This window comes from Halobacillus sp. Marseille-P3879, assembly GCF_900240285.1.
In the GTDB taxonomy this organism is placed as follows: Bacteria; Bacillota; Bacilli; order Bacillales; family Halobacillaceae; genus Halobacillus_A.
In genome coordinates this window covers 92,735-114,876 of record NZ_OESS01000003.1, presented here as the reverse complement: position 1 = coordinate 114,876, position 22,142 = coordinate 92,735, and the positions used below count along the sequence as shown (strand labels likewise).

Below are 22,142 nucleotides of genomic sequence, written 5' to 3'. Positions count from 1 at the left end.
GACTGATATTAGGCTTGTTTTTGCTTTCTTTTTTGAATCCAATCAAGAATGAATGGATACATCACAGACAATATCGTTAGGATTGTTAGAGTAGTTGCAACGGAAGAAGCAAAAAAGATATTAAGATAGTTATCGTGCGCAACAAGGCTCTTCCGGAAATTTTGCTCCATATCGGAACCTACTATTACAGCTAGTATTAATGGAGCAATCGGGAATTTAAGCAATTTCATAAACAGCCCAATGAAACCGAAGATAATCAGTATATAGAAATCTACCATACTGTAACTTAGTGTATAGGTACCAATGAAAGCTAGCACCAATATAAGCGGATAGAGAATCTTAGGCGGGGTATCAAGAATTCTTACTAACAACCCGACCAAAAGAATGTTTAAAATTACGAGCATGATATTTCCGATGAACATACTATTCACAAGCGTCCAAACCATATCAGGGTTATCTTCAAATAATAAAGGTCCTGGACGAAGACCAAGCATGATGACCGCCCCTAAAATGACTGCTGTTGTACCTGAACCTGGAATCCCCATCGTAAGTAACGGAATAAATGCACCAACAGAAGCAGCATTATTAGCAGATTCAGGAGCTGCTAGTCCTTCTGGTGCACCTTTACCAAACTTCTCCGGATTTTTAGACAATTGTCTTTCCGTCGTATAGCTAAGCATAGAAGCAATCGATCCTCCAGCCCCAGGAAGGACCCCGATCAGGAAACCAACCGGACCGCTTCGGATCATCGGCCATTTTGAGGCTTTCCATTGTTCTTTCGTAATCCACTTGTTGCCGACTTTTTTCTTTTCTAACTTCAAAGAGTTGATAGAAAGATAATTATATAGTACTTCTCCGACGGCATAGATACCGATAATGACAACCAGAAAATCAATACCTTCACTTAATTGCGGAATATCGAAAGTAAATCGGTGTACCCCGGTTTGCAGATCGATTCCAATCGTACTCAGAATCAAACCGATGCTCATTGAAATAAAACCTTTTACCATATTTCCTTTGGATAAGGAAATGATTGCTGATAGGGTGAATACCATCAGCATGAAATACTCGGCCGGACCAAACCGCAAGGCAAATGTAGCCAGGGGTTTCGCCAATAATATAAACCCGAAGATGGCGAAAATTCCGCCAATCAATGAAGCAATAGCAGAAAGAGTTAAAGCCTGTCCTGCCTGCCCCTTCTGTGACATTGGATACCCGTCGAAAGTGGCTGCAATCGCAGAACCATCCCCCGGTGTGTTCAATAGAATGGAACTTCGTGATCCCCCATACATGGCCCCATAATAGATAGATGCCATCAGGATCAGTGCACTGGTCGGATCCATTCCAAACGTAATCGGGATCAGGACTGCTACGGCTGTTGCTGGACCCAATCCTGGCAACATCCCGACGACCGTTCCTAAGAATCCACCGATCAGTATCCAGAGCAAATTCATTGGCTGAATTGATACTAATAAACCTTGGATAACATTCTGAAAATCAACCCCCATGTTCGTCCTCCTCTCTACGGTAAGCTCACTTGAAGCAGTTCAGCGAATGAATACCATGAAATGAATGAAAATATGACTGCAATCAGTATATTTTGCAGCCAGTGCTTTTTCCCATTTACGATGAAAAGCAAGCCTCCAAGAAATAAAATTGTGGAGTATAGAAACCCGATACGTTCAAATAAAAAGGTGTAGATCAAAATTAAAACAATGGTAGAGCCAATGAGAAATGGCGTACGTCCGGCCATTAGCTTTTTAAACTCTGCCACTTCTTCCTTCCTATGTTTCCATTCCTGAATGAAATAGACAATACTGCACAGGAGCATGAATATTCCAATGACCATAGGAAAGTAAATCGGTCCATTCGGATTTCCGATTTTTGATTCAGGAACCTGGCTTGTTAAAATTAAATAGACGATCGATAAAATTCCAAAGAATAAAGGTGTGAGTAATCGAACCACCTGTTCCACCCTCCCCGTTTTAATTAAAAGAAAGCTGCCTCATCATGTAGGAGAACACTCAGAAGCAGCCCTGCCAGAATAAGCTATTCTGTTAATCCTGACTCATTCAAAAGTTCATCATAGTTCTCTGTTTGCTGTTGTAAGAACTCTTTTGATTCCTGGCTGTCCTTATAAAACGACTGCCACTCATTATTTTTTAACAGAGTCTTCCAAGCTTCGGTCTCAACCATCTCTCCAATTTTTTCATCCCAATAAGCAATTTCTTCTTCCGTCATATCTGGTGGTCCCATGATACCTCTCCAGTGAGGAAATACCATATCGACGCCCTGCTCCTTCCAGGTTGGTACTTCTTCCAACCCTTCAATACGCTCTTCAGATGAAACAGCAATCATTTTGAACTTACCAGCTAAGTGCTGCTCTTTCGCTTCAGAAACAGACATGGTTGCTACATCGATATGTCCTCCTAACAGCGCGGAAACAACATCACCGCCACTTTCATAAATTTGAAATTCCAACTTAGGGACATCTACTCCATATTCTTTAGCAGCTTGAACAAATGATAAGTGGTCATTATTTCCCAAACCTGGTGCTACGCCGATCTTCATGGAAGTAGGGTCTTTTTTCAGTTGCTCCATCACTTCAGCACCTTTTTCATACTCCGATTCAGGCGGTACTGCGATAGAGATCCATTCGGTTGTCAGCACTCCTAATGGAGTAAAATCTTTGTAAGTGAGTTCACTTTGACCAAGTAGATTATTTGTAATAACAAGACTGGAATTAATTGTAATATTATGAGCGTCTTTACTGGATAAGTACTGCCAGCCAACTTCTCCACTTCCTCCTGGTTTATTAACTACATTGATATTTTCATCTACAATTCCCTCATCTGTTAAGATTTTCTGCATCGCCCGGGCTGTTCCATCCCATCCGCCACCTGGTGAGGCAGGCGCTACAAATTCAATGTCTTTTTCAGGGAAGTTGCTTTCATCTCCCGAAGCTCCGGTAGACCCGTCAGACGAACAACCCATGATGAACATAACAAACAATAAAGATAAAATACCTGATAACCTTTTCAAAATAATCTCCTCCCCTTCAATTTGTAAGTGCTTTCATTACTTATTTGTCATATTAGTACGAATATTCTTTCATGTCAGCGTTATCATCATAAAAGAAATTATCTGTATAAAGGTGATTTTGGTCATATTGTTCACGGTGATATCAATGGATTAAATAATACCTTCTTTCAGGCCTTCCGACTATTCCATAGACTTGCTCCACTTCTGCTCTTTCTTCAGACACTAAATATTCCAGGTACCTTCTTGCTGTTGATCTTGAGGTGCCAGTTTGTTTCCCTATTTCTTCCGCCGTATATCCTGTTTTACGAGTGTCCAACATATCCAGAACCTTTTTTAATGTTATCTGGTCAATTCCCTTCGGTAACGAATGGCCAGCCTGCCGTTTTCCTGAAAGGGTGGTGAAAAGTTCATCAACGACATCCTGGTCAATGACTGATCTCTTTTCTAATAATTGCTGACGCTGTTTATAATCATTAATTACTTCCTGAAAGCGTTCGAAAGTCGCTGGTTTAATCAAATAATTGAAGACTCCTTTTCTCATACACTCTTCCAAAAATTCTTTTTCCTGAGCTGCTGTCACAATAATAATATCTAGTTGCGGATTGTATTCTCTCGCTTTATCTATTAAATCCGTCCCTAAGTAATCTGGCATATAAATATCCAGTAACAGCAGGTCAATGTCCATTTCTTTTAGTAAAGACAGCGCTTTTTCGCCGGATAAAGCTTTGCCAGCACAAGTCGTCCCTTCTATATTATTAATGAACTTTTCATGGATGTTGCCAATCCTAAAATCATCTTCCACAATCATAACTTTTATCATTACACGCTTCCTCCCACGTTGTTTTTTGGAATGAATATACTGATAATCGTTCCTCTCTCATCAGAATGAACTTCAATGGTTCCGTTGAGTTCCTCCACTTTATTTTTCACATTATATAATCCATAACCTCGTTGGACGTCGCTGTATTTAGTGGAATAACCAGGTTTAAACACATTACTTATTTTGGTCTCAGGAATTCCTGACCCATTATCACTCACCTCAAACATGACGTCTTTCCCTATGTCCAATGCAAAAAAGGTAACGTTCCGTTCAGATTGGTTCAATACTTCATCAAAGGCGTTATCAATCAAATTTCCTATAATCATAGTCAGATGAGGTACTTCTATATGAGATGGCAATTCACTCAAAAAGCTATCCTTTTCCAAATCAAAGTTGATTTTCTTTTCTGACGCTTTACTTATTTTACCAAGCAAAATCGCCTGCACCTTTGTGTCTTGTATTCTTTCAAAGATCATCCGGTTATAGTTGTCAATCGTTGCAACTTCTTCTTGAACCAATTGGAAGGCTTCCTCATATTCTTTCAATTGTAAAAGTCCGGAAATCATATGCATCTTGTTTGCGAATTCATGTGTTTGCGCACGCAGATCCTCCGAGTACTTTTTTACTTCCGATAGAGCATTGACCATTTCTGTAATCTCCGTTTTATCCCTCAATGTTATGATGGTTCCTAAAACCCTGTCTCCTCGGAGGATAGGCACAATTGTGAGAATGATGACTCTGAAGTTCAAATAACTTTCATAACTGATTGATTGCTTTTCTTTACTAATGATTTTATCGAGGTGGACGGTTGGCATAATATCTACCAGATAACCGTTGAGCGACTGATCCGATAGATGAAGAAGGTCTTTTGCCGCTTCATTGAGCATCGTCACTTTTCCATTTTCATCTGTAGCAATAACCCCTTCATTCATCGATGAGAAAATTGTTTCTCTATCCCAATAAAGGGTTGCAATCTCTCTTGGTTCCAGTCCCATCGTATCTTTTCGAATGTGTCTCGCTAAAAAAATACTGGCGAGGATGCCAACGATAACAACAAAAATAGAAAAAGTAAGGATATCTCTCATGCGTTCCATTATCTCTAATTTTATGTTTTTTACCTGATATCCTACGGTTACCACACCGGATACCGAACCGCTTCCTGAATATACCGGAGCCTTTCCGACGATAGATTTGCCTATGAACTCTTCTGAAGTCAAGTAGTAATACCCTCCAAAGACACGAGCTTTATAACCATCGTCAAAAATCTGCACCTCCCCTACTCTCTCCTGATCGGGATGCGTAATGACTTTTCCGAATTTATCCTGCACAACTACAAAATTTGCTCCGGACTGCATCCTTATCCGTTCAGATAAAGTCTTTAATTCAGAGTAAGGCTCCTCACCTTCCAATGCCTGACTTACTGTTGGCATAAACGATAATGTAGTTGCTGTCTGTAAACTTAAATCCTTTTTGTTAGAAAAGATTTGCTGTGTATCAAAATAAGTAAACACCCCTAACAATAAAACGATTACAAAAATAATCAAACCAGTTACCAGCCCTAATATTTTTGTTTGAATGGATACATTCAGCAATTTTTTAATCACCTACACTCCCCCTTTCCTATATAAGTGACCTTTCCAACTTGTATAACAACGGTAATCAATTGGACAAAATTCGTCAATAAGTTCTGAAAACTTTGAATATTGGTTTCTGTGTTAAAAACCAAAACTCCATGTAAACGGTCACTTATTTGCGAACAAGAAAACCCCAGTCCCCATGCTCCATCTGCCAATAAAAACCCGGACCTTCATGGGGAAATACTTTAATAAAAGCTAAAAAAATAGCGGAATCCACAATCAATATGGATTCCGCTATTTTCTGCTTCCTTAGAATTTAATTGTTACGTTATAATTGGAGTTGAAGTACGTCATAGTCTACAGAGCTAAATTTATAAGTATGTACATCTTCTTCTGATTTTCGTATGAAAGCTTAGTAGTGTTTTAGTATTAGGAGCTATTTCTTTTACAGTTACTTACGAAATAGAGCCCCTCAGAAGTTTAGTTAACTAATGAAAGGCTCTTCAGATCTAAACGAACGGAATAAATCCTGTCAATATTCTTTTAAAAGGTTTTCATATCAAAGGGTTTGACGACAGCTTACACCATGCCGCCCATTCACTGTATTAAATAAATAATAATAGATAGGACGTAAGAATCCTTAAATAATCGGTGTTCCAACTTTACGTTATTAGCAAGAAGATCAAATAGGATATATGTATTTATAAATTAAATCCAGTCAATATCCAGTCAGAAGTGCGACCATGTTTAACATGGGAATGGATACGCGGGTATAACCCTTCGATCGATAAATTTTATAAAAGCTTTGTGAAGGTTTAAAAGTTTTCAAATAAAAAGATGCCTTAGTAAAAAACACTTTACCAAGACACCTTATGTATAACTTTACTTACTCTTATCCAAACTAAGCGTCTTTCACTTCTTGTCCAGCGTTATTAATTAAAGTAGTAGGTTCTCTTTTGACTTTCGCTATCATAAGACCTACAGCAAATCCTACTAAACCTGTCACAATCCACCCAGCTCCATTTTCAAAAAAAGGTATAAAACTGAAAGAACTATTAATTGTTTCTGGACCAACACCTGCTTCTTTTAAAGCATCCAGTATTGCTACAATACCTACACCTGTTATTGTTCCAACATATACTGCTTGATGACCTCCAAATAAGTTATTAGCAAAGATTAATCCGATTAGCGCTATAGCTAATGGATATAATAACAGAAGAACTGGAGAAGCCATTGTTAAAATAGTATTTAGCCCAAAATTGGTAAAAACTAAGCTTAATACTCCAAATACTATTAACCATTTCTTATAGGACACAGACGCTTGGATTTTTTCGAAATACTCAGAAACAGCCCCTAAACAAGCAACGTTAGTAGTCACTCCCGTTAGAAGGATAACCAGCCCAATTACATATATGCCCGCCTGGCCAAGCAAGTATTCTGAGCTTTGTGCTAATACTTCTCCTCCGTTTTCTTTATAACCGATTGCGTCTATACTTGTGGCGCCGATCCAAGCCATAGATACTTGAAGAGCTACTAAACCAACAGTTGTAATCAACCCTGCTTTTACAAATAACTTTGAAACTTCTTTTTCTGATTTTATACCTAACCCCTTAATCGATTTAATGAAAATACCGCCAAATACAAAGGCAGCTAGAACATCCATCGTATAATACCCTTCGGTGAATCCTTTCAAAAAGGTCCCACTTACGTAATCTCCTCGAGAAGAACCTGGACTACCCATTGGTGTAGCAATAGATTTTATCACCAAAACCACCAGCAAAACTCCGAATATAGGGGTTATGATTTTCCCTAAACGATCTACAAATTTTGTTGTATTCCAAGATAGCAGTATAGTGAACAGGATAAATAAAAAGGAGAAAACGAATAAATAAATCGCTGTGTTGTCAGTTGAATGAACGATTCATTGCCATTTTCAAAAATTTTAATTATAGGTCTTATGCTTTTTGCTATGTTTTTGGGAGCCGGAAATGTAATCTTCGCACCAATAGTTGGACAGCAAGCAGGAACAAATACTTGGATTGCTATGACAGGATTTTTAATTACAGGTGTAGGGCTCGTTCTTTTAGCAATTGTGGCCCTCACACGTGGCGGAGGAACAGTAGAAAAATTGGCTAGCAGAGTGCATCCTAAGTTTGCGGTGGTATTCTCAGTTCTCCTTTTCTTAGCGCTTGGCCCTTTCTATGTCATCCCAAGAACAACTTCTGTGGTTTATGAGATAGCGATAAAACCTGTTATAGGACCAATTCCTCCCTCTTTTCATATTTTTTATATCTAATACTCCATACTTAAACCGCTTACATTCTCGGGTGAATATGGAGAGGATGATAGAAAAAACACCCCTCCTTTTGAATGATTTTCTTGACTTATCATTTTTAGTATCGAATTTAAAGCTGAATTGTTGTACCTACATTATTCTTTAAAGCTTTGTCATAAATGTATTGGGCTACGATGATGTCAACCACCGTTTCTTCTAAAGCAGCTTCTATCGCTTCCACTACCACCTTGTCTGCAGACACGGCTACCCCTACCGATTCAAATACCGTAATCTCTTGATCACTATTTCTTCCTTTCAATTCACCATTGACTATTCTTCCTAGTTCTCCGTAAATGTCCTCTGAATTAAAAACACCTTCTTGAATGGGTGCTAACAGGTTGTATAGCAAAACTTCCTCTATCTCACGTACAGCCAATACAGAAGCAACGAGGCCTTTCGCTTGCTCCCCCGTACCAATAACACATAGTTTCTTGGAGTCTTCACGAGATAAATATTTGGTAGCTACCCCTGATAAAGCACCAGTTCTAACCATTGTTAAATGGGATCCTTCTAATAAAGAAATAGGCTCCCCCGTTTCAAAGTCAGAAAGCATCACAACTCCATTAATCGTTTTCTTACCTATTTTTTTGTTATTAGGAGCTACAGTTACGACTTTTAACCCTACGCTTTCAAGTTCTTCAGCTACCGAAGGCATAACAAGGGATGTGTTCTCTCCTTTCCGAAACGGCAAAGCAGCACGTATAGGAGTTACTGTTCGCCCTGATGAAAACTCTTTTAATGCAACAGCTACGTAATCAATCACCTCATTCATATCTATAAGTTTCTTCTGTTCTTCAGCATTTAAAATTAACACTTGTACCATCATCCTCTCATGTCAAATAAGATCTACAGTTACAACAATGTAAAGAAAACTCTTCCTTCATAGGAATGAATGTAGTCATACTCTCTCTTCCATACTAAAACGATCATAACGAAGAGGTTCAGTAGGTATAGAGGTTTCGAACCCATTTATCATCTCTTCGATTACTTTGCCTGTGATAGCAGCTAAACTAATTCCGTCTCCTTCGTGTCCAGCTGCTATATAGAATCCCGGAGCCTCCTCTACATGTGAGATGATAGGAAGGTGATCGATCGTCCAAGGGCGGAGCCCGGCATATGTTCTAATTACTGTCATATCTCTTATCTTAGGGAAGAAGCGTACTGCTCTTTTGGCTATGTGTTTTACAACATCATGATCTACTTTTGTATCATAACCATTAAATTGACGACTACTTCCTACTAAAAAATTTTGGCTTTCGGTAGGTTCAAACACTAGAGCAGCTCCATACTTCTCAGTAATTGGATCTACCTGCCTCTCTCCTCCAAATTTTGATATAAGATAACCAAATTCCATGACATTCCTAGACGCAACAGGCTTCTGTCTTGAGGCGACGATGACATGCCCTTTTCGTGGTTTAATGGGAATGTTTATGTCTAACATCTCCCCAATATATGGAGCCCACGCCCCACATGCATTCACCACTTTGTTTGCTGTGAAAGTACCGTGGTTGGTTTCTAAAACAAATATCTTTTTTTGATTTTTATAAAGATTTTTCACTTCCGTATGAGTATGTATTTTCGCACCGAATTTTTTTGCGCCTTGCCCCATTGCATATGTCAACATGTAGGGATTTACTATAGAATCAGTTCGGCATTCCAGACCTCCGAAAAGATCATCAGCTAAATAAGATGACTCATTACGTAAATCCTCGCGGTCTAACATCCTGAAATCCAGCCCCGCTTCTTGTTGTTGGTCAACCCATCGCTGGGCAGCCTCCATTTCCAATTCGTTTTCACAAACCAAAACACTGCCAGGATTCCTATAGTCAAACGGAATCTCGAGTTCCTCTTTTAATTTATGAACCAGATTTTGGCTTTTCAAAGACATCTGACTATCAAAACCTGGATCTTTGTCAACTGCCAAGATATTGCCGTCACATTTAGAAGACGTACCACTAGCCAACTCTTTCTTTTCCAGAAGGGTAATATCCAATTCAGACTTCGAACAATAATATGCGATAGCCGAACCGACAATACCGCCTCCGATTACTATAACGTCACAATGACGGTTATTTGCCAAATCAATTCCTCCCCGGTGTTATAAAATACCCATTTACTCACTCTTCCAAATGATAAGATTTCCATTGGTTTAAAATCTTTGTACGTCCTTTATCTATTTCCGGATGAAATTGTATATGAGCTTCCTCTCTAGTTTTAGAAGTTTGTTCCATAGAGTAATTAATCTCATCCTCCAGTTGATTTTCCGTGGCGTGGCAAACCATTGATAACCCGGCCGTTCTTCCTTGGGAAGCAGCAACTTTGGCTCCTTCAATACCGGTAATATTACCTGCGACATAAAGCCCTTGCAGAGGGGTTTCCATTCTTTCATTATGTAATGGAACATAGCCCCCTAATTCTTCTACCAAATAGAAGGGGCACCCTGCGACAGCAGCTAATTCGGCCAGAGGGTATAACCCTCCTGCAATACACACAAAGTCTAAAGTAATATTTTCTTCACTTCCCGGAACAATCTCTCCTTTGGCATTAATCGTAGCTAGTTTGACTCCTTCTACTTTATCGTCACCATAAATTTCTGTAACAGCTTTTCTAAGCTGAACTGGAATGTTCCACATTTTCACTCCACTCTTAGGGTAGAAATTAACTCCTAATGTTTGCATAAAACTGTTCTTCATAAGTCTACTACCCCAGCGAGCGAACTTAGAGGGAGCCATATGAGATACATGCAGCAGAGATTTCATAACCTCTTTTGGATTCGCGGATTCTTGAGTGATAAGGTTTTTCTCTGGTAAAGCTAGTGAAACTACTTCTATATTTGCTAAACTTAACTCCATTGCGATTGCAGCAGACAAGACATTCACGCCAATAATAATTCCTCGATCGCCAGGTTGAACACGATGAACATTTGTCATCACTTGAGCTGCCCCCACCGACATAACTCCTGGCAACGTCCACCCAGGAATAGGAATTGGAGACTCTGCCGCTCCAGTAGCTAATAATAGATGTTCGGTTTGAAAAATTTCTTGCTCAGTATAAATAGTCCAAACGCCGCCCTCATTTTCCAAATTATTTACCGGAGTATTCAAGTGAAATTCAACTCCTAGTTCAACGGCTTTTTCATATAGGTTCCGTGACTCTTCAATTCCATTCCACCAACCACCATCTGGTTCTTCATATAGTTGTCCCAGTAACCGGCCACCCGTTCTCATGTACTCGTCAATAACCAGGACGTTCATTCCATTTTCTGCACAAGTCGCAGCTGCGGTAAGTCCTGCGGGCCCCGCCCCAATAATGATTGCATTATTCAGCCTCACTGCTCACCCCTCCTTCATTAGAAGATATAGGTTTGCCACTTACGACATCCATCCCTTCCTTAACAGGCGTTAAACAGGCTCTAACCCCTGGCCTTCCGTCTATAGTAACCCTACACTCATAGCAATGGCCAATGTTACAATAAATCCCTCTAGCTCTTCCACTTTCTTCATGATAGCGTAGCGTACGAATGCCATTAGCTAACAATGCAGCAGCCAATGACTCATTCTCTATTCCTTGGTAAATTACTTCATTAAATTGAAAAGATACATAATTAGAGTCATCTAAGTCTTCCATTTTTCCCAGTATAGGGTGGTCTAAGATTCTTCGCGTCAATTCTTATCCCCCCCTAAATCTTCAAACTTAATTGGTCGAACAGGTGGTTGATATTTCAGCGATATATACGTGAGATCTTGCTCACCTTCATTTGAATTCGCAATTTTATCCACCATTAAGCGGCATGATCTCCCCCCACAGTAGCCCATGCCTGCCCGAGTTCTTAGTTTCAACTCTCTGGAAGTACACTGGTATTTGTGAGCTGTATCTCTTAAAGTTTGATAATTCACTTCTTCGCACCTACATATGATCAATTCATCCTTATTCATTATTAAGCCTCCATCAGTTTACGTTTAAGTAAAGTATCTACAAAAAGATTATTAATCTTACTGCAGAATTCTATAAGAGAAAGAGAGATTAAAATAGTTATCCGTAAGCGCTACCAAATTTCAGTGTCACTTAAATTATTGAATAAAAAAATATATACCCTTTTATTAATTCAATTTTTTTAATAGCTATCAGGGAAAATTTAAGTCTCACTGAAATTATACTTTATGTTTTCTTAAAATTCAAACACTTATGCCCTTTTACGGTGCTAGAAAGGCAAAGGTTCCTTTATTAGATATGTTGTATTATTCCCCGACCTTCATTGTAACCTTTACACCCTCGTGTTTTAATTGAATCTGTATTCCTATATAATTTGATTTAACTAACAACTCTAAGACTGATCGAATATATACTGATTTTGAGGTGTACTCATGAATGAAGAGATAGGAAGTTTAATTAAAAGCCTACGAAAAGAAAGAAAAATGACACTAAAAGAAGTTTCGAAAAAAACAAATCTCTCTATAAGTTTTTTATCACAAGTGGAACGTTCACTTTGTTCCATAACATTATTATCTTTAAGAAAGATTTCAGAAGCTCTTGAAGTGAGTCCGAGCTATTTTTTCCCAGATAATATACAAGTTGACGAAGGCATGATAAGAAGAGCAAGTGAAGAACAAACCATACAAAAACAATCTTTTACTTATTCTGACCTTTCCGGGAATGTTTCTGATCCTTTATTTGTCCCGGTCTTAGTCACCTTACTGCCAGGTGATAAAAGAGGAATCCCCTTTTCACACGAAGGTCAAGAGTTTATTTATGTTATAGATGGGACATTAACTATTATTTTGAATGAGAACGAGTATGATCTTTATTCTGGAGACAGTATTCACTTAGATTCAAGTAAACCTCACAATTGGTTCAATAAAACGGAAAACCCTATTAAGTTTTTATTTGTTAGTACTACTAACTCTAGCTAATAAAAGCTGGGATTAATATTACCAGCAATCAAGGAATAGGCTGTTACTCATCAAAATACCTTAAGAATAAAGAAATGGTAATTATCAAGCGTAACCCTATGTAAATTGGGTGTGCGAGGGGCACAACAAGTGACCAAGATTTAGAAGGAAAGATTCAAGCCTTGGAACAAGAATGGTGCGAGAAAACTTACCTGGAATTTGTAACAGAGGAAAATTGATCGCTTATAGCTTAACTTCTTCCAAAGGGAAAGGACCAATCACCTATTGAAAGAAAATACCCCTAAGAGTTTATAAACTCTTGAGGGGATCCTAGATTTAGTAAACGATTTTTAAAACCAGCCAAAATCCAGTCAAATTGTTCTCAAATCCTATTTTGAAAGGGTTTTGGGCGCTATCACATCATGCCGCCCATGTCTTCATCTAAGTGAATAAAGAGGAATAGTGTTCAATTTAATGTATATTTTTATTTCTGGTAGTTTTTAGTATGTTTCCATGAGTATATAGATACAGTCATAGATGAGTAAGAGTATGGCAATGTCATTAAGCGTAGGTTAGATGAGGTAGCAGTCTCACAATTACAACAAGTCATTGGCATTGATGACTACAAAGGATGAGGAAAAGTACCAAGTGATTATCACTGATTGAGCTACCTACCAACCACTTGTTATCTTGGCTATCCATCCGTCTCCACCATGAAAGAGTACCTATTTGAAGAAGGGAAAGGGATGTATGGTATGAGTGGAAACTATTGTTAGATAGATAAAAAACCTCTTCTATCAATTCATAATCTAGTAAAAATATTCAATTCCATTGTGTAGAATTAATGAAAATTTCCCCTAGAGGAAATAATGCGACCACCTCGCTTGACAAGATGGTCGTATATAGCTTTTATATATCACTATAGTAGCTAGAGATTACCTGTTCCAGTTAACTCTTAAGTAATAATTATTTCCCTAAGCCCAGTGTGGAGTATCCCATAATTTTAATTTTTGGCCAATTTCTTTTTCTTTAGCATTTTGGTAAACTTTATACCCCCATGCAGCATCCTCAACAGGAAGTCCCCCGGTTACAAAAATAATGATATCTTTTTCTGAGTCTCTTCCTTTTATTTCTCCTAGAGCAATATTGCCCAGATCCTTTACTTTTTGCTCATTTAATTTATTATTTTGCACTAGTTTCAATAATTGTCCTGACATTGCCCAATCCAAGATACTATCTATTCCTTCTTCGTGTTCTAATCCATCTCGCAACCATCCTTGATGCATTCCCCATAAATCTGCAACAATTGTATTTTCAGTCAAAATTTCATCAGGAAAGTCTACAGCTCCTGTAAGAGTGATTAACGCTCCCTCTTTTATCCACTCTTTTTCAATACGAGGTTTTTGGTGACCAGAAGTAGCTACAGTTAAAATATCTGATTCCTCAACACATTCTTGCATGCTTTCAGCCGCTACTGTTTCAACTCCCAATTCTTTGGTTAATTGATTTGCAATTTCTTTGCCTTTTTCAAGGTTAATATCAAACAACGTTATTTTTTCAGTAGCTGGGTGTGAAGTGATAATAGCTTCTATACAAGCTCTATTTATAACCCCTCCTCCAATAGCTCCTACTACTTTTGCATTTTTGGAAGCCAGGTATTTTGTAGCAACTCCCGGAACCGCCCCTGTACGCATGGCACTAATCAAGTTTCCGGACATTAATGCAAGAGGAGCACCAGTATCAGCATCATTTAATGTTATGGTGTGAATAGAACGTGGCAACCCCTTCTTTTGGTTTTCTATATTAGATCCATACCACTTTTCCCCACAGATGTTAAAGTTTCCACCAAGATAAGAAATAAGAGACATGAAACGACGGTCTGGCCCTTTAAGAGGCATATTAGGGAATTGAGTATTTTTAGGGAACCATAACATTATTCCATGATCATCCCCTCTTGGCCCCCCCATTACATAATCACCCTTACCAAGTAATTTAAATGTTTCATCAATAGTCTCCACGCAGTGATCCATGTTCAGCGCACCAGCTTCTACAATGTCTTCCTCACTTAAGAATAAAAATTCTACTTGTTGGTTAGTCATATTTTTTCCTCCTAATTATAAGCTTGATACTATTTAATAAAACTCTGTATTTAATGTGAAAAGCTATTGAATCTATAGAATACTAGATGCTAAATACAATCATTTCTTTATCACTCATTATTTACCTTGAGGTCAATTCTGTATTGAAAACTATGTTTCTAATACAATTAGGGACTTGAATTATTCAATATACGTTAACACTTTTCGTACCTTAATTGTTTTCATAAAATTAACTGCTTCCTTTTTGGTTTGAAATTCATACATCCTTATATCTTCTTTAGAAAAAGTAGTGATAATCCACATTAACCTCTCACTCCTCAATCATATTTTACTTTTTTGAGCTAACTCAAATTCCTCATTCATACCTTTGGTGTAAGTACTTGACCTAAGGCAAAATTGATAAACCCTTGTTTTATGGACTTTGGCTATTGGTGCAATTGTCTAGATCTTACTCCCCGTCACGCTGTCACGTTACAATGCCCCTTTCTGAATAAATACTTTAATAATAGTTTATTTCACATCTTTCCCTAATTTATTGTAAACAGCAATAGAAAGTGCGATATCTAAGACACCGGATCCGACGCTTTCATAGAGCGTGATTTCTTGCTCATTTTCTCTTTTTGGAATTTTTTCAGTTAGCACATCTCCCACCGTACCTGACACTTTGTCTTTAGTAATCTTCCCCTGTTCGAATGGAATCAAAATATCACCGGCGGCTTCCCATAAACCTTCAACGTGTTCCGTGATTACTTTATCCGATTTCAGTACTGTTTCTGTATCAATTTCCTGCATAAAAGAGGTAAAAGAACCAATCGCGTTGATATGTGTACCAGGTTTCACTGAACTCCCTTTAAAAACAGGAGTAAGTGAGGTAGTACAAGTACAGATAATATCAGAGGATGACACGCACTCGTCTGCCATTTTAGCCGCAATAATTTTATATGGCCGATTTTTGACTTTTTCAATTCTTTCAATAAATTTTTCTACTCGTCCAGGATCAATATCATACACGTAAAGTACCTCAATAGGCCGAATTTCTTGGATGGCCAATACTTGAGAAAACGCTTGGAGTCCTGAGCCGATAATTCCTAGTTTGTTGGCATCTTTTCTTGCCATTAAGTCAGTAGCCATTGCTGCACTGCTGCCTGTTTTGATAGCAGTCAGATAGTTCGCATCAATCAGTGCTTGAAGTTCGCCAGTATCAGCTGAATATAAACTGATTTTAGAGATTGTACTAGGCATACCTTTTTTTTTATTTCCTGGGAAAACAGATGAGAATTTTGAACCGAAGAATGGTTTGTTCGTACAATTAGCGACTAGCCATTGTCCGACATTTTTTTCTCCTCGAATAGGCATAAAAATACGGTTTCCTGCATAAATATTCCCTTCAACACAATCTTCATAAGCCTCCTTGATAACAGGGAGAACCAATTCCATATTAAGTATATTTTGTACTTCTTCTTCTGTAATTTGTCGCATAATATCCTCCTTAGATTTAAATAGTGTCTGATATATTTTTTTAAAGTTTCAATTACTCTGATGGGATTTTGGTGAATTTTTTGTCCAACAACCTATTATTACTGAATTTATCCCGAAATTATTTAATCTGTCTTATTTTACTCCCTTACGCCCAAATATCTCCTATACTGAATCCGTTAGGAAAAGGATCTGTTGGATCAAGTACATAAGTGTTAAACCCAGTAATCCACGCCTGTCCTTTAACAGTTGGTACAACAGCTTTATAGTCTCCAATTTTAACCTCATCAACAAGACAACCATTATATACTGTCCCTAAAATCCCTTCGTGTCGGAAATCTTGGTTTAATTTTAATTCGCCCTTAGCATACAACGTGGCCATTTTTGCACTAGTTCCAGTCCCGCAAGGGCACCGATCCAGAGCCCCTGTCCAGGTAGAAAGATCCTCCCAGTCAAGATTTCCAGAAGCGACGTTAACAACATTCTTCCAATCTGCTTCAGAATTTGTAGGCGGGCCAGAAAGCTGAGATATAGTAATACCTACTGCCGGATAATCAGGATGTTCCACAGGTAATTGTTCCTGAGCGGCCTTGCGTATCATAGAGGAGATGCGAGCAATTTCACGTCCATGTTCTGGGATGAGTTCAAGATCCTTAAACTGGCGTACGTCAGCAATGACGTAAAACATCCCTCCCCACCCGACATCTACCTTTACTTTACCTAAATGAGGTACATTAATTTCTGTGTCTATATAGGGTGCAAAAGCTGGAACATTCTTAAATGTAACGCTGGAAACTTTGCCATTTGAACATTCTGCTTTTATGTTAATAAGTCCTGCGGGAGCTTCTAGTGTTAGTTCTGTTAATGGTTCATGCATAGGCAACATTCCAGTTTCTAATAACACTGTAACCACTGCAATAGTATTCCCACCCGACATAACTGGGTACTCAACCTGCTCCATGATGATGTAACCAGCATCTGCATCTGGGTGCTTCGGTGGTACAATAATGTTACAACAATGAGGAGGATATCCCCTTGGTTCTCTTAACATAAACTTACGAAGCTGATCGTCGTTTCTTTCAAGCCAACACATCTGCTCAAAAACAGTTTTTCCAGGTATGTTAGGAACTCCTCCTGTAATAACACGCATGGGTTCCCCAGAATGGGTGTCAACAGCATGGATCATTCTTTTAAAACTCATAGGTTCACACTCCTTTTTTGTTAAATTGATAGATTTTCTTTCACAGATAACAGTGAGAAATGGCTATGGAACCAGATGGTATGTCTTCTTCATCTAAGAATAAAATTTCTTCTTAGTCGTTTAGATATTCTCCCCCTCCTAAATTTGGTTTTTTCTACCTATATTTGGCTTGAAGCTCGTACATTCTTATATCGAACCCCAATAAGAGTGATAACCCAAACTTAACTCCAAGTCATATATTGCTTTGGTGCGCTAACTCAAACTCTTCATTCATTTCTTTAGTTGGTGGTGAACCTAACCTCGAAAAAATGAGAATAGCTAAAGTGGAAAAAATGAAGCCCGGTATAAGTTCGTATAGTACAAATGGGATAATGCCTGCAGAGGAAAGCAAACTCCACAATATAACTGTAAGACCTCCCACAATAATACCTGCCAGTATTCCATTTCTAGTGGTTCCTTTCCAAAACAGTGTTAGTAAAACTGAAGGACCAAATACAGCACCGAAACCCGCCCATGCATAACTAACTAACCCTAAAATTGACGACTGGGGATTTAAACCTACGAGTAGAGCCACACCGGTAACTGCTATAATTGCCAATCGGATGACCCAAAATAGTTCACGTTCTATAGCTTTCTTTCTAAACAAACCTTTATACAAATCTTCAGCCAAAGCAGTAGCTGAAACTAACAATTGTGTACTTACTGTACTCATAACCGCAGCTAATAAGGCAACTAATAACAAACCAGTAACCCATGGATTAAATAACAATTGGGATAATTGAATAAACACTACTTCTGGATCGTTTAAAGGATTATTAGCAAAAAAAGCAATTCCTGCTATACCGATAAACATGGCACCGTACATAGCGACCACATTCCATACAGTATAAACTGCTCTTCCGATAGTGACGTCTTTTGAAGAGCTAAATGCCATGAATCTTAAAATGGCATGTGGCTGACCAAAGTATCCAAGTATACCCCAGCCTAATCCAGAGATAACACCCAAAATTGTAATTCCTGAGAAGGCATCAAGGTTGTTGGTTGAAACATCTCCCACCTGAAATATGGTAGACTTCCATCCTCCTAGCTCAGTGAACGCTACTATAGGTACAATCACTACAGCAAACAACATAATTATTCCTTGAAGAAAATCCGTCCAGGTTACAGCAAAAAAGCCACCTGTAGTTGTGTAAATTAAAACAACTAAACCAATTATTAGTAAGCCCTTAGTGTAGGAAATACCAAAAGTTTGTTCAAAGAGTAATCCTCCTGCCACTAGCCCCGAAGAAACATAGAAAGTAAAGAAGATCAGAATGAAGAATGAAGAAATAATTTTAATAGCTCTAGTTTTATCTCGTGTACGATTTTCTAAAAATTCAGGAAGTGTCTCAGAATCACCGGCTACTATACTGAATTGCCTTATCTTATTACCTACGAATCTCCAATTCACATAAGCTCCAATTGCCAGTCCGACTGCAAGCCAAACACCACTCGAAATTCCTCCCGCATAAACAGCGCCCGGGAACGCTAATAACAACCACCCACTCATGTCAGAAGCACCCGTACTAACTCCGCCAATGACTGGACCTAGTTTTCTACCTCCTAATATATAGTCTGAAAAGTTATTACTTTTTCTATATGCTAGATAACCAATTAATAGTAAAAGGGCAAAATAGGTGACAAATACAATCAAAGAAATATAATTCATGTTTCACAGATGCCTCCTTTTATACTAATTTCCGTTCTTTTTCAGTTGATAAATTATTTTGTTTTTCATTATTTGTCTGGCTAAAAACGGATACTATTGAAAATAAAATGAGCAAGGGCATAGGAACAAATAAAACTATTAATGTACCAGTTGTAAACATATATTTCACTACCTTTCAGTTTTTTGTTATAAAACTACCTTGAGCGAAAGGGAGGTTAACAGAAAAAACATCCTCTAACGAGAGATAATGAAAATATCGTATAACCTTTCCATCATCGGTGACTAAAGAAGTTGTTCTATATGTTGTGTACAATTCATCGATTATATTAACTGAGAATCTTTAATGTAATGTTCATCCAAGCACAATTTACTTAGGGTATAAAAGGGGCGAGCGGAACATAAAGTGGATAAGCGTAGGTCTGTCATGTAGTTAATACAAATTGGTCTCTTTCCTCTCCTATAATTAATAGGAGAGGAAAGAGACATACTTTATTCATCTGCTTGAGTATACGTTTTTCCTTGACTGAACAGTTTCAAGTATTCATAGCTACCAGCTTTGGAGTCTGTACCAGAAAGGTTAAAGCCACCAAATGGGTGTACCCCTACCAGAGCTCCTGTAATATCACGATTTAAATAAAGGTTGCCACAATACATACGTTCAACCGCAGCATCTAAGCGATCCTGTTTTGAGGAGAAGAAACCACCGGTCAAACCATAGTCCGTATTATTGTATATCTCAATCCCTTCTTCCCAATCTTTTGCCTTTGCAAAAGCAATAACTGGTCCGAAGATCTCTTCCTGCATAATACGGGCATTTGGATCTACATCTGCAAAAATTGTAGGGTTAATATAATAACCTTCTTCCCCCGCAGTATCTCCTCCTAATTTAAGTACAGCTTCTTGTTTACCAACTTTAATATAATCTAAGATTTCATTATAGGCCTTCTCGTGAATTACTGGACCGACATCTTGGTTCTCTTCTCCAGAACCAACAGATAGTTCCCTTGCTAATTCCACGACTTTATTCAGAAGCTCCTCATAAACTTCTTCAACAACTATTACTCTTGAACCAGCAGAACATTTTTGGCCTTGAAAGGTAAAACCAGATGTAATAATTGATTGAGCTGCTTTATCTAAATCTGCTGTCTCATCAATCACAATGCCATCTTTACCACCCATTTCAGCATTCACACGCTTAATCCACACCTGACCCTCAGCAGTTCTACCAGCAATCTCATTGATACGGAGGCCGACATCTTTAGAACCTGTAAAGCTAATAAAACGAGTAAGGCGATGTCCAGTGACAAAGTCACCAAATTCTTTTGAGTCACCAGTAATAAAATTAATAACTCCCTTAGGTAAACCTGCTTCATTGATTAGCTCGAAAAACTTATAGGCGATAATTGGCGTGTAAGAAGCCGGCTTTAAGAGCACGGTATTTCCAGTAACCACTGCTGAAACGGTAAGACCAATAGTTATAGCTAACGGAAAGTTCCAAGGTGGGACAATAAATCCTACGCCTAGTGGAACGTATTTTAAATGATTTTTTTCTCCCGGAACTCTCTTTAAATAATGCGTATCCTCTTCTAGTTGAATCATCGAACGAGCATAAAAATTCATAAAATCTATAGCTTCTGAAACTTCCGCATCTGCTTCTTCATAATTTTTTCCTGCTTCAAGAACTAGAAGAGCTGAAAATTCATGCCGACGCTCTTGCATTAATTCTGCTGTGCGAAATAAGTAATTTGCTCGCTCTTTGGGAACTACTGTTTTCCACCTTTTAAATGTTTCCGTAGACTTTATTAATGCCTTTTCTGCAAGTTCCTTATCTACTTTACTGGCATAACCAATGATTTCACCTTTTTTCCCTGGATTAGTGGAGACAATTTTATCTTTGGTATAATATTCTTTCCCATCAATTACTACTGGATATTCTTTTTCTAATCCTTGTTTCCGAAGTTTATTAATTTCCTTCTTAAGTTTCTCCCTTTCCTTTGCATCAGTGAAATCAGTATTATCTACATTTTCGAAATGCTCAACTTTTAGCGAGTCTAAAGTTTGGACCATACTATACAGCTCCCTTTTTAAATGTATTTTTAACAACAAATGCTAGATTTTCCGGCCTTTCAGCAAGGCGTCGCATAAAATAACCAAACCAGTCACTCCCGAACGGCAAGTAAACGCGGATTTTATATCCTTCATCTCTTAATTGCTTTTGTAGATCCGGGCGAATTCCATGAAGCATTTGAAATTCGAAGCTATCCTTTGAAATATTATTTTGTTTTGCTACACGAATTGTGTGTTTTATTGCAGCATCATCGTGAGTAGCAACTCCTGCATAATTTCCATTTAATAAATGAGTAGTAATAATACTCTCGAAATTTTCATCTACATCGGATTTTTTAGGATATGCAACTTCAGCTGATTCATTATAAGCACCCTTAACCAATCTCAAGTTGGCGTTATAATTATTCAGGTCGCTTATGTCTTTCGCTGACCTATACAAGTATGCTTGAATAACGGTTCCGATATTTTCATACTTTGTTTTCATCTCCTTATAAATATCTAATGTTTTCTGACAGTTAGAGTAGTTCTCCATCTCTAACCTAACAAAAGTTCCTGTTGCTTCTGCTTCATCCAGTATCTTTTTTAAATTATCAAGGCAGACATCCTTACCTATTTCCAGACCTATAGAGCTTAACTTAATAGATAAATAACAATCTAATTGCTCATTTCTTATTGCCTTAATAGTCCCCACTAAATCTTCTGTTGTTTCTGAAGCGCTTGTTTCACTATTGGTAAACTCTCCTAAATAATTCAACATCGCCAACATACCATTGTTATTTAACTCTCTTACGCTTTCAATTGCTTGCTCCAAATTACTTCCAGCGACAAACCGCTTCGCACCAAACCGGAGACCATATTTCTTAGCCATTTTGTTGGCCATAGAATTCTTTGAAAGATTTTGAAAGGTTTTACTTAAAAGTGCCTCCAT

20 protein-coding genes are annotated in these 22,142 nt (G+C 38.1%); 2 read left to right on the top strand and 18 right to left on the bottom strand.

Annotated elements, in window-relative coordinates:
• Positions 1-8 precede the first annotated feature (8 nt).
• The 6 genes from C1A12_RS15185 to brnQ form a co-directional block, all read right to left on the bottom strand.
• The gene (locus C1A12_RS15185; protein ID WP_101845127.1) at positions 9-1,508 is read right to left on the bottom strand and encodes a tripartite tricarboxylate transporter permease; all 1,500 of its coding nucleotides are present in this window, start codon (positions 1,506-1,508) and stop codon (positions 9-11) included.
• Between the two features lie 14 nt (positions 1,509-1,522).
• The gene (locus tag C1A12_RS15180) at positions 1,523-1,966 is read right to left on the bottom strand and encodes a tripartite tricarboxylate transporter TctB family protein (RefSeq protein ID WP_101845126.1); all 444 of its coding nucleotides are present in this window, start codon (positions 1,964-1,966) and stop codon (positions 1,523-1,525) included.
• Positions 1,967-2,049: 83 nt separating this feature from the next.
• Positions 2,050-3,042, bottom strand: coding sequence for a tripartite tricarboxylate transporter substrate binding protein (locus C1A12_RS15175; RefSeq protein ID WP_101845124.1), 993 nt, complete (start codon positions 3,040-3,042; stop codon positions 2,050-2,052).
• A 142-nt stretch (positions 3,043-3,184) separates the two neighbouring features.
• Positions 3,185-3,862 carry a response regulator gene (locus C1A12_RS15170; protein ID WP_101845122.1) on the bottom strand — a complete coding sequence of 226 codons (678 nt, stop codon included), beginning with the start codon at positions 3,860-3,862 and terminating at the stop codon, positions 3,185-3,187.
• A complete protein-coding gene (locus C1A12_RS15165; RefSeq protein WP_101845120.1) occupies positions 3,862-5,466 on the bottom strand; it encodes a sensor histidine kinase in 1,605 nt (534 codons plus the stop codon). The genes C1A12_RS15170 and C1A12_RS15165 overlap by 1 nt, the downstream gene beginning before the upstream one ends.
• An 874-nt stretch (positions 5,467-6,340) precedes the next feature.
• A complete protein-coding gene (gene brnQ / locus C1A12_RS15160; RefSeq protein WP_101845118.1) occupies positions 6,341-7,360 on the bottom strand; it encodes a branched-chain amino acid transport system II carrier protein in 1,020 nt (339 codons plus the stop codon).
• Here brnQ and C1A12_RS15155 point away from each other — a divergent pair.
• Positions 7,352-7,735, top strand: a complete 384-nt coding sequence (locus tag C1A12_RS15155; RefSeq protein WP_235001624.1) for a branched-chain amino acid transport system II carrier protein — start codon at positions 7,352-7,354, stop codon at positions 7,733-7,735. The two genes, brnQ and C1A12_RS15155, sit on opposite strands and share 9 nt — an antisense overlap.
• A 109-nt stretch (positions 7,736-7,844) precedes the next feature.
• Here the strand turns inward: C1A12_RS15155 and C1A12_RS15150 are convergent, their stop codons facing one another.
• The 5 genes from C1A12_RS15150 to C1A12_RS15130 all read right to left on the bottom strand — a co-directional run bounded on the left by C1A12_RS15150 (position 7,845) and on the right by C1A12_RS15130 (position 11,709).
• Positions 7,845-8,588, bottom strand: coding sequence for an ornithine cyclodeaminase (locus tag C1A12_RS15150; protein WP_101845116.1), 744 nt, complete (start codon positions 8,586-8,588; stop codon positions 7,845-7,847).
• A gap of 84 nt (positions 8,589-8,672) precedes the next feature.
• The gene (locus C1A12_RS15145; RefSeq protein ID WP_101845114.1) at positions 8,673-9,854 is read right to left on the bottom strand and encodes an FAD-binding oxidoreductase; all 1,182 of its coding nucleotides are present in this window, start codon (positions 9,852-9,854) and stop codon (positions 8,673-8,675) included.
• 37 nt (positions 9,855-9,891) lie between these two features.
• Positions 9,892-11,100: an NAD(P)/FAD-dependent oxidoreductase gene (locus C1A12_RS15140; RefSeq protein ID WP_101846471.1), complete on the bottom strand. Its 1,209-nt coding sequence runs from the start codon at positions 11,098-11,100 to the stop codon at positions 9,892-9,894.
• Positions 11,093-11,401, bottom strand: a complete 309-nt coding sequence (locus tag C1A12_RS15135) for a (2Fe-2S)-binding protein (RefSeq protein WP_145997066.1) — start codon at positions 11,399-11,401, stop codon at positions 11,093-11,095. The genes C1A12_RS15140 and C1A12_RS15135 overlap by 8 nt, the downstream gene beginning before the upstream one ends.
• Positions 11,402-11,436: 35 nt before the next feature.
• Positions 11,437-11,709, bottom strand: a complete 273-nt coding sequence (locus tag C1A12_RS15130; RefSeq protein ID WP_101845110.1) for a (2Fe-2S)-binding protein — start codon at positions 11,707-11,709, stop codon at positions 11,437-11,439.
• Between the two features lie 429 nt (positions 11,710-12,138).
• Between C1A12_RS15130 and C1A12_RS15125 the strand changes: the two genes are divergently transcribed.
• Positions 12,139-12,684: a helix-turn-helix domain-containing protein gene (locus C1A12_RS15125; RefSeq protein WP_101845109.1), complete on the top strand. Its 546-nt coding sequence runs from the start codon at positions 12,139-12,141 to the stop codon at positions 12,682-12,684.
• 953 nt (positions 12,685-13,637) lie between these two features.
• On the opposite strand, the gene C1A12_RS15120 is transcribed toward C1A12_RS15125, so the two are convergent.
• The 7 genes from C1A12_RS15120 to C1A12_RS15095 all read right to left on the bottom strand — a co-directional run bounded on the left by C1A12_RS15120 (position 13,638) and on the right by C1A12_RS15095 (position 22,142).
• Positions 13,638-14,762: a tyramine oxidase subunit B gene (locus C1A12_RS15120; RefSeq protein ID WP_101845107.1), complete on the bottom strand. Its 1,125-nt coding sequence runs from the start codon at positions 14,760-14,762 to the stop codon at positions 13,638-13,640.
• Positions 14,763-14,942: 180 nt separating this feature from the next.
• On the bottom strand, positions 14,943-15,065 hold the full coding sequence (locus C1A12_RS21525) for a hypothetical protein (RefSeq protein WP_255408422.1): 123 nt from the start codon (positions 15,063-15,065) through the stop codon (positions 14,943-14,945).
• Between the two features lie 207 nt (positions 15,066-15,272).
• Positions 15,273-16,241 carry an ornithine cyclodeaminase family protein gene (locus C1A12_RS15115; protein ID WP_101845105.1) on the bottom strand — a complete coding sequence of 323 codons (969 nt, stop codon included), beginning with the start codon at positions 16,239-16,241 and terminating at the stop codon, positions 15,273-15,275.
• Positions 16,242-16,386: 145 nt separating this feature from the next.
• On the bottom strand, positions 16,387-17,439 hold the full coding sequence (locus tag C1A12_RS15110) for a proline racemase family protein (RefSeq protein WP_101845103.1): 1,053 nt from the start codon (positions 17,437-17,439) through the stop codon (positions 16,387-16,389).
• 232 nt (positions 17,440-17,671) lie between these two features.
• Complete coding sequence (gene putP, locus C1A12_RS15105; RefSeq protein ID WP_101845101.1) at positions 17,672-19,147, bottom strand: sodium/proline symporter PutP; 1,476 nt, start codon at positions 19,145-19,147, stop codon at positions 17,672-17,674.
• Between the two features lie 489 nt (positions 19,148-19,636).
• Positions 19,637-21,214, bottom strand: a complete 1,578-nt coding sequence (gene pruA, locus C1A12_RS15100; RefSeq protein ID WP_101845100.1) for an L-glutamate gamma-semialdehyde dehydrogenase — start codon at positions 21,212-21,214, stop codon at positions 19,637-19,639.
• 1 nt (position 21,215) lies between these two features.
• Positions 21,216-22,142 carry a proline dehydrogenase family protein gene (locus C1A12_RS15095; RefSeq protein ID WP_101845098.1) on the bottom strand — a complete coding sequence of 309 codons (927 nt, stop codon included), beginning with the start codon at positions 22,140-22,142 and terminating at the stop codon, positions 21,216-21,218.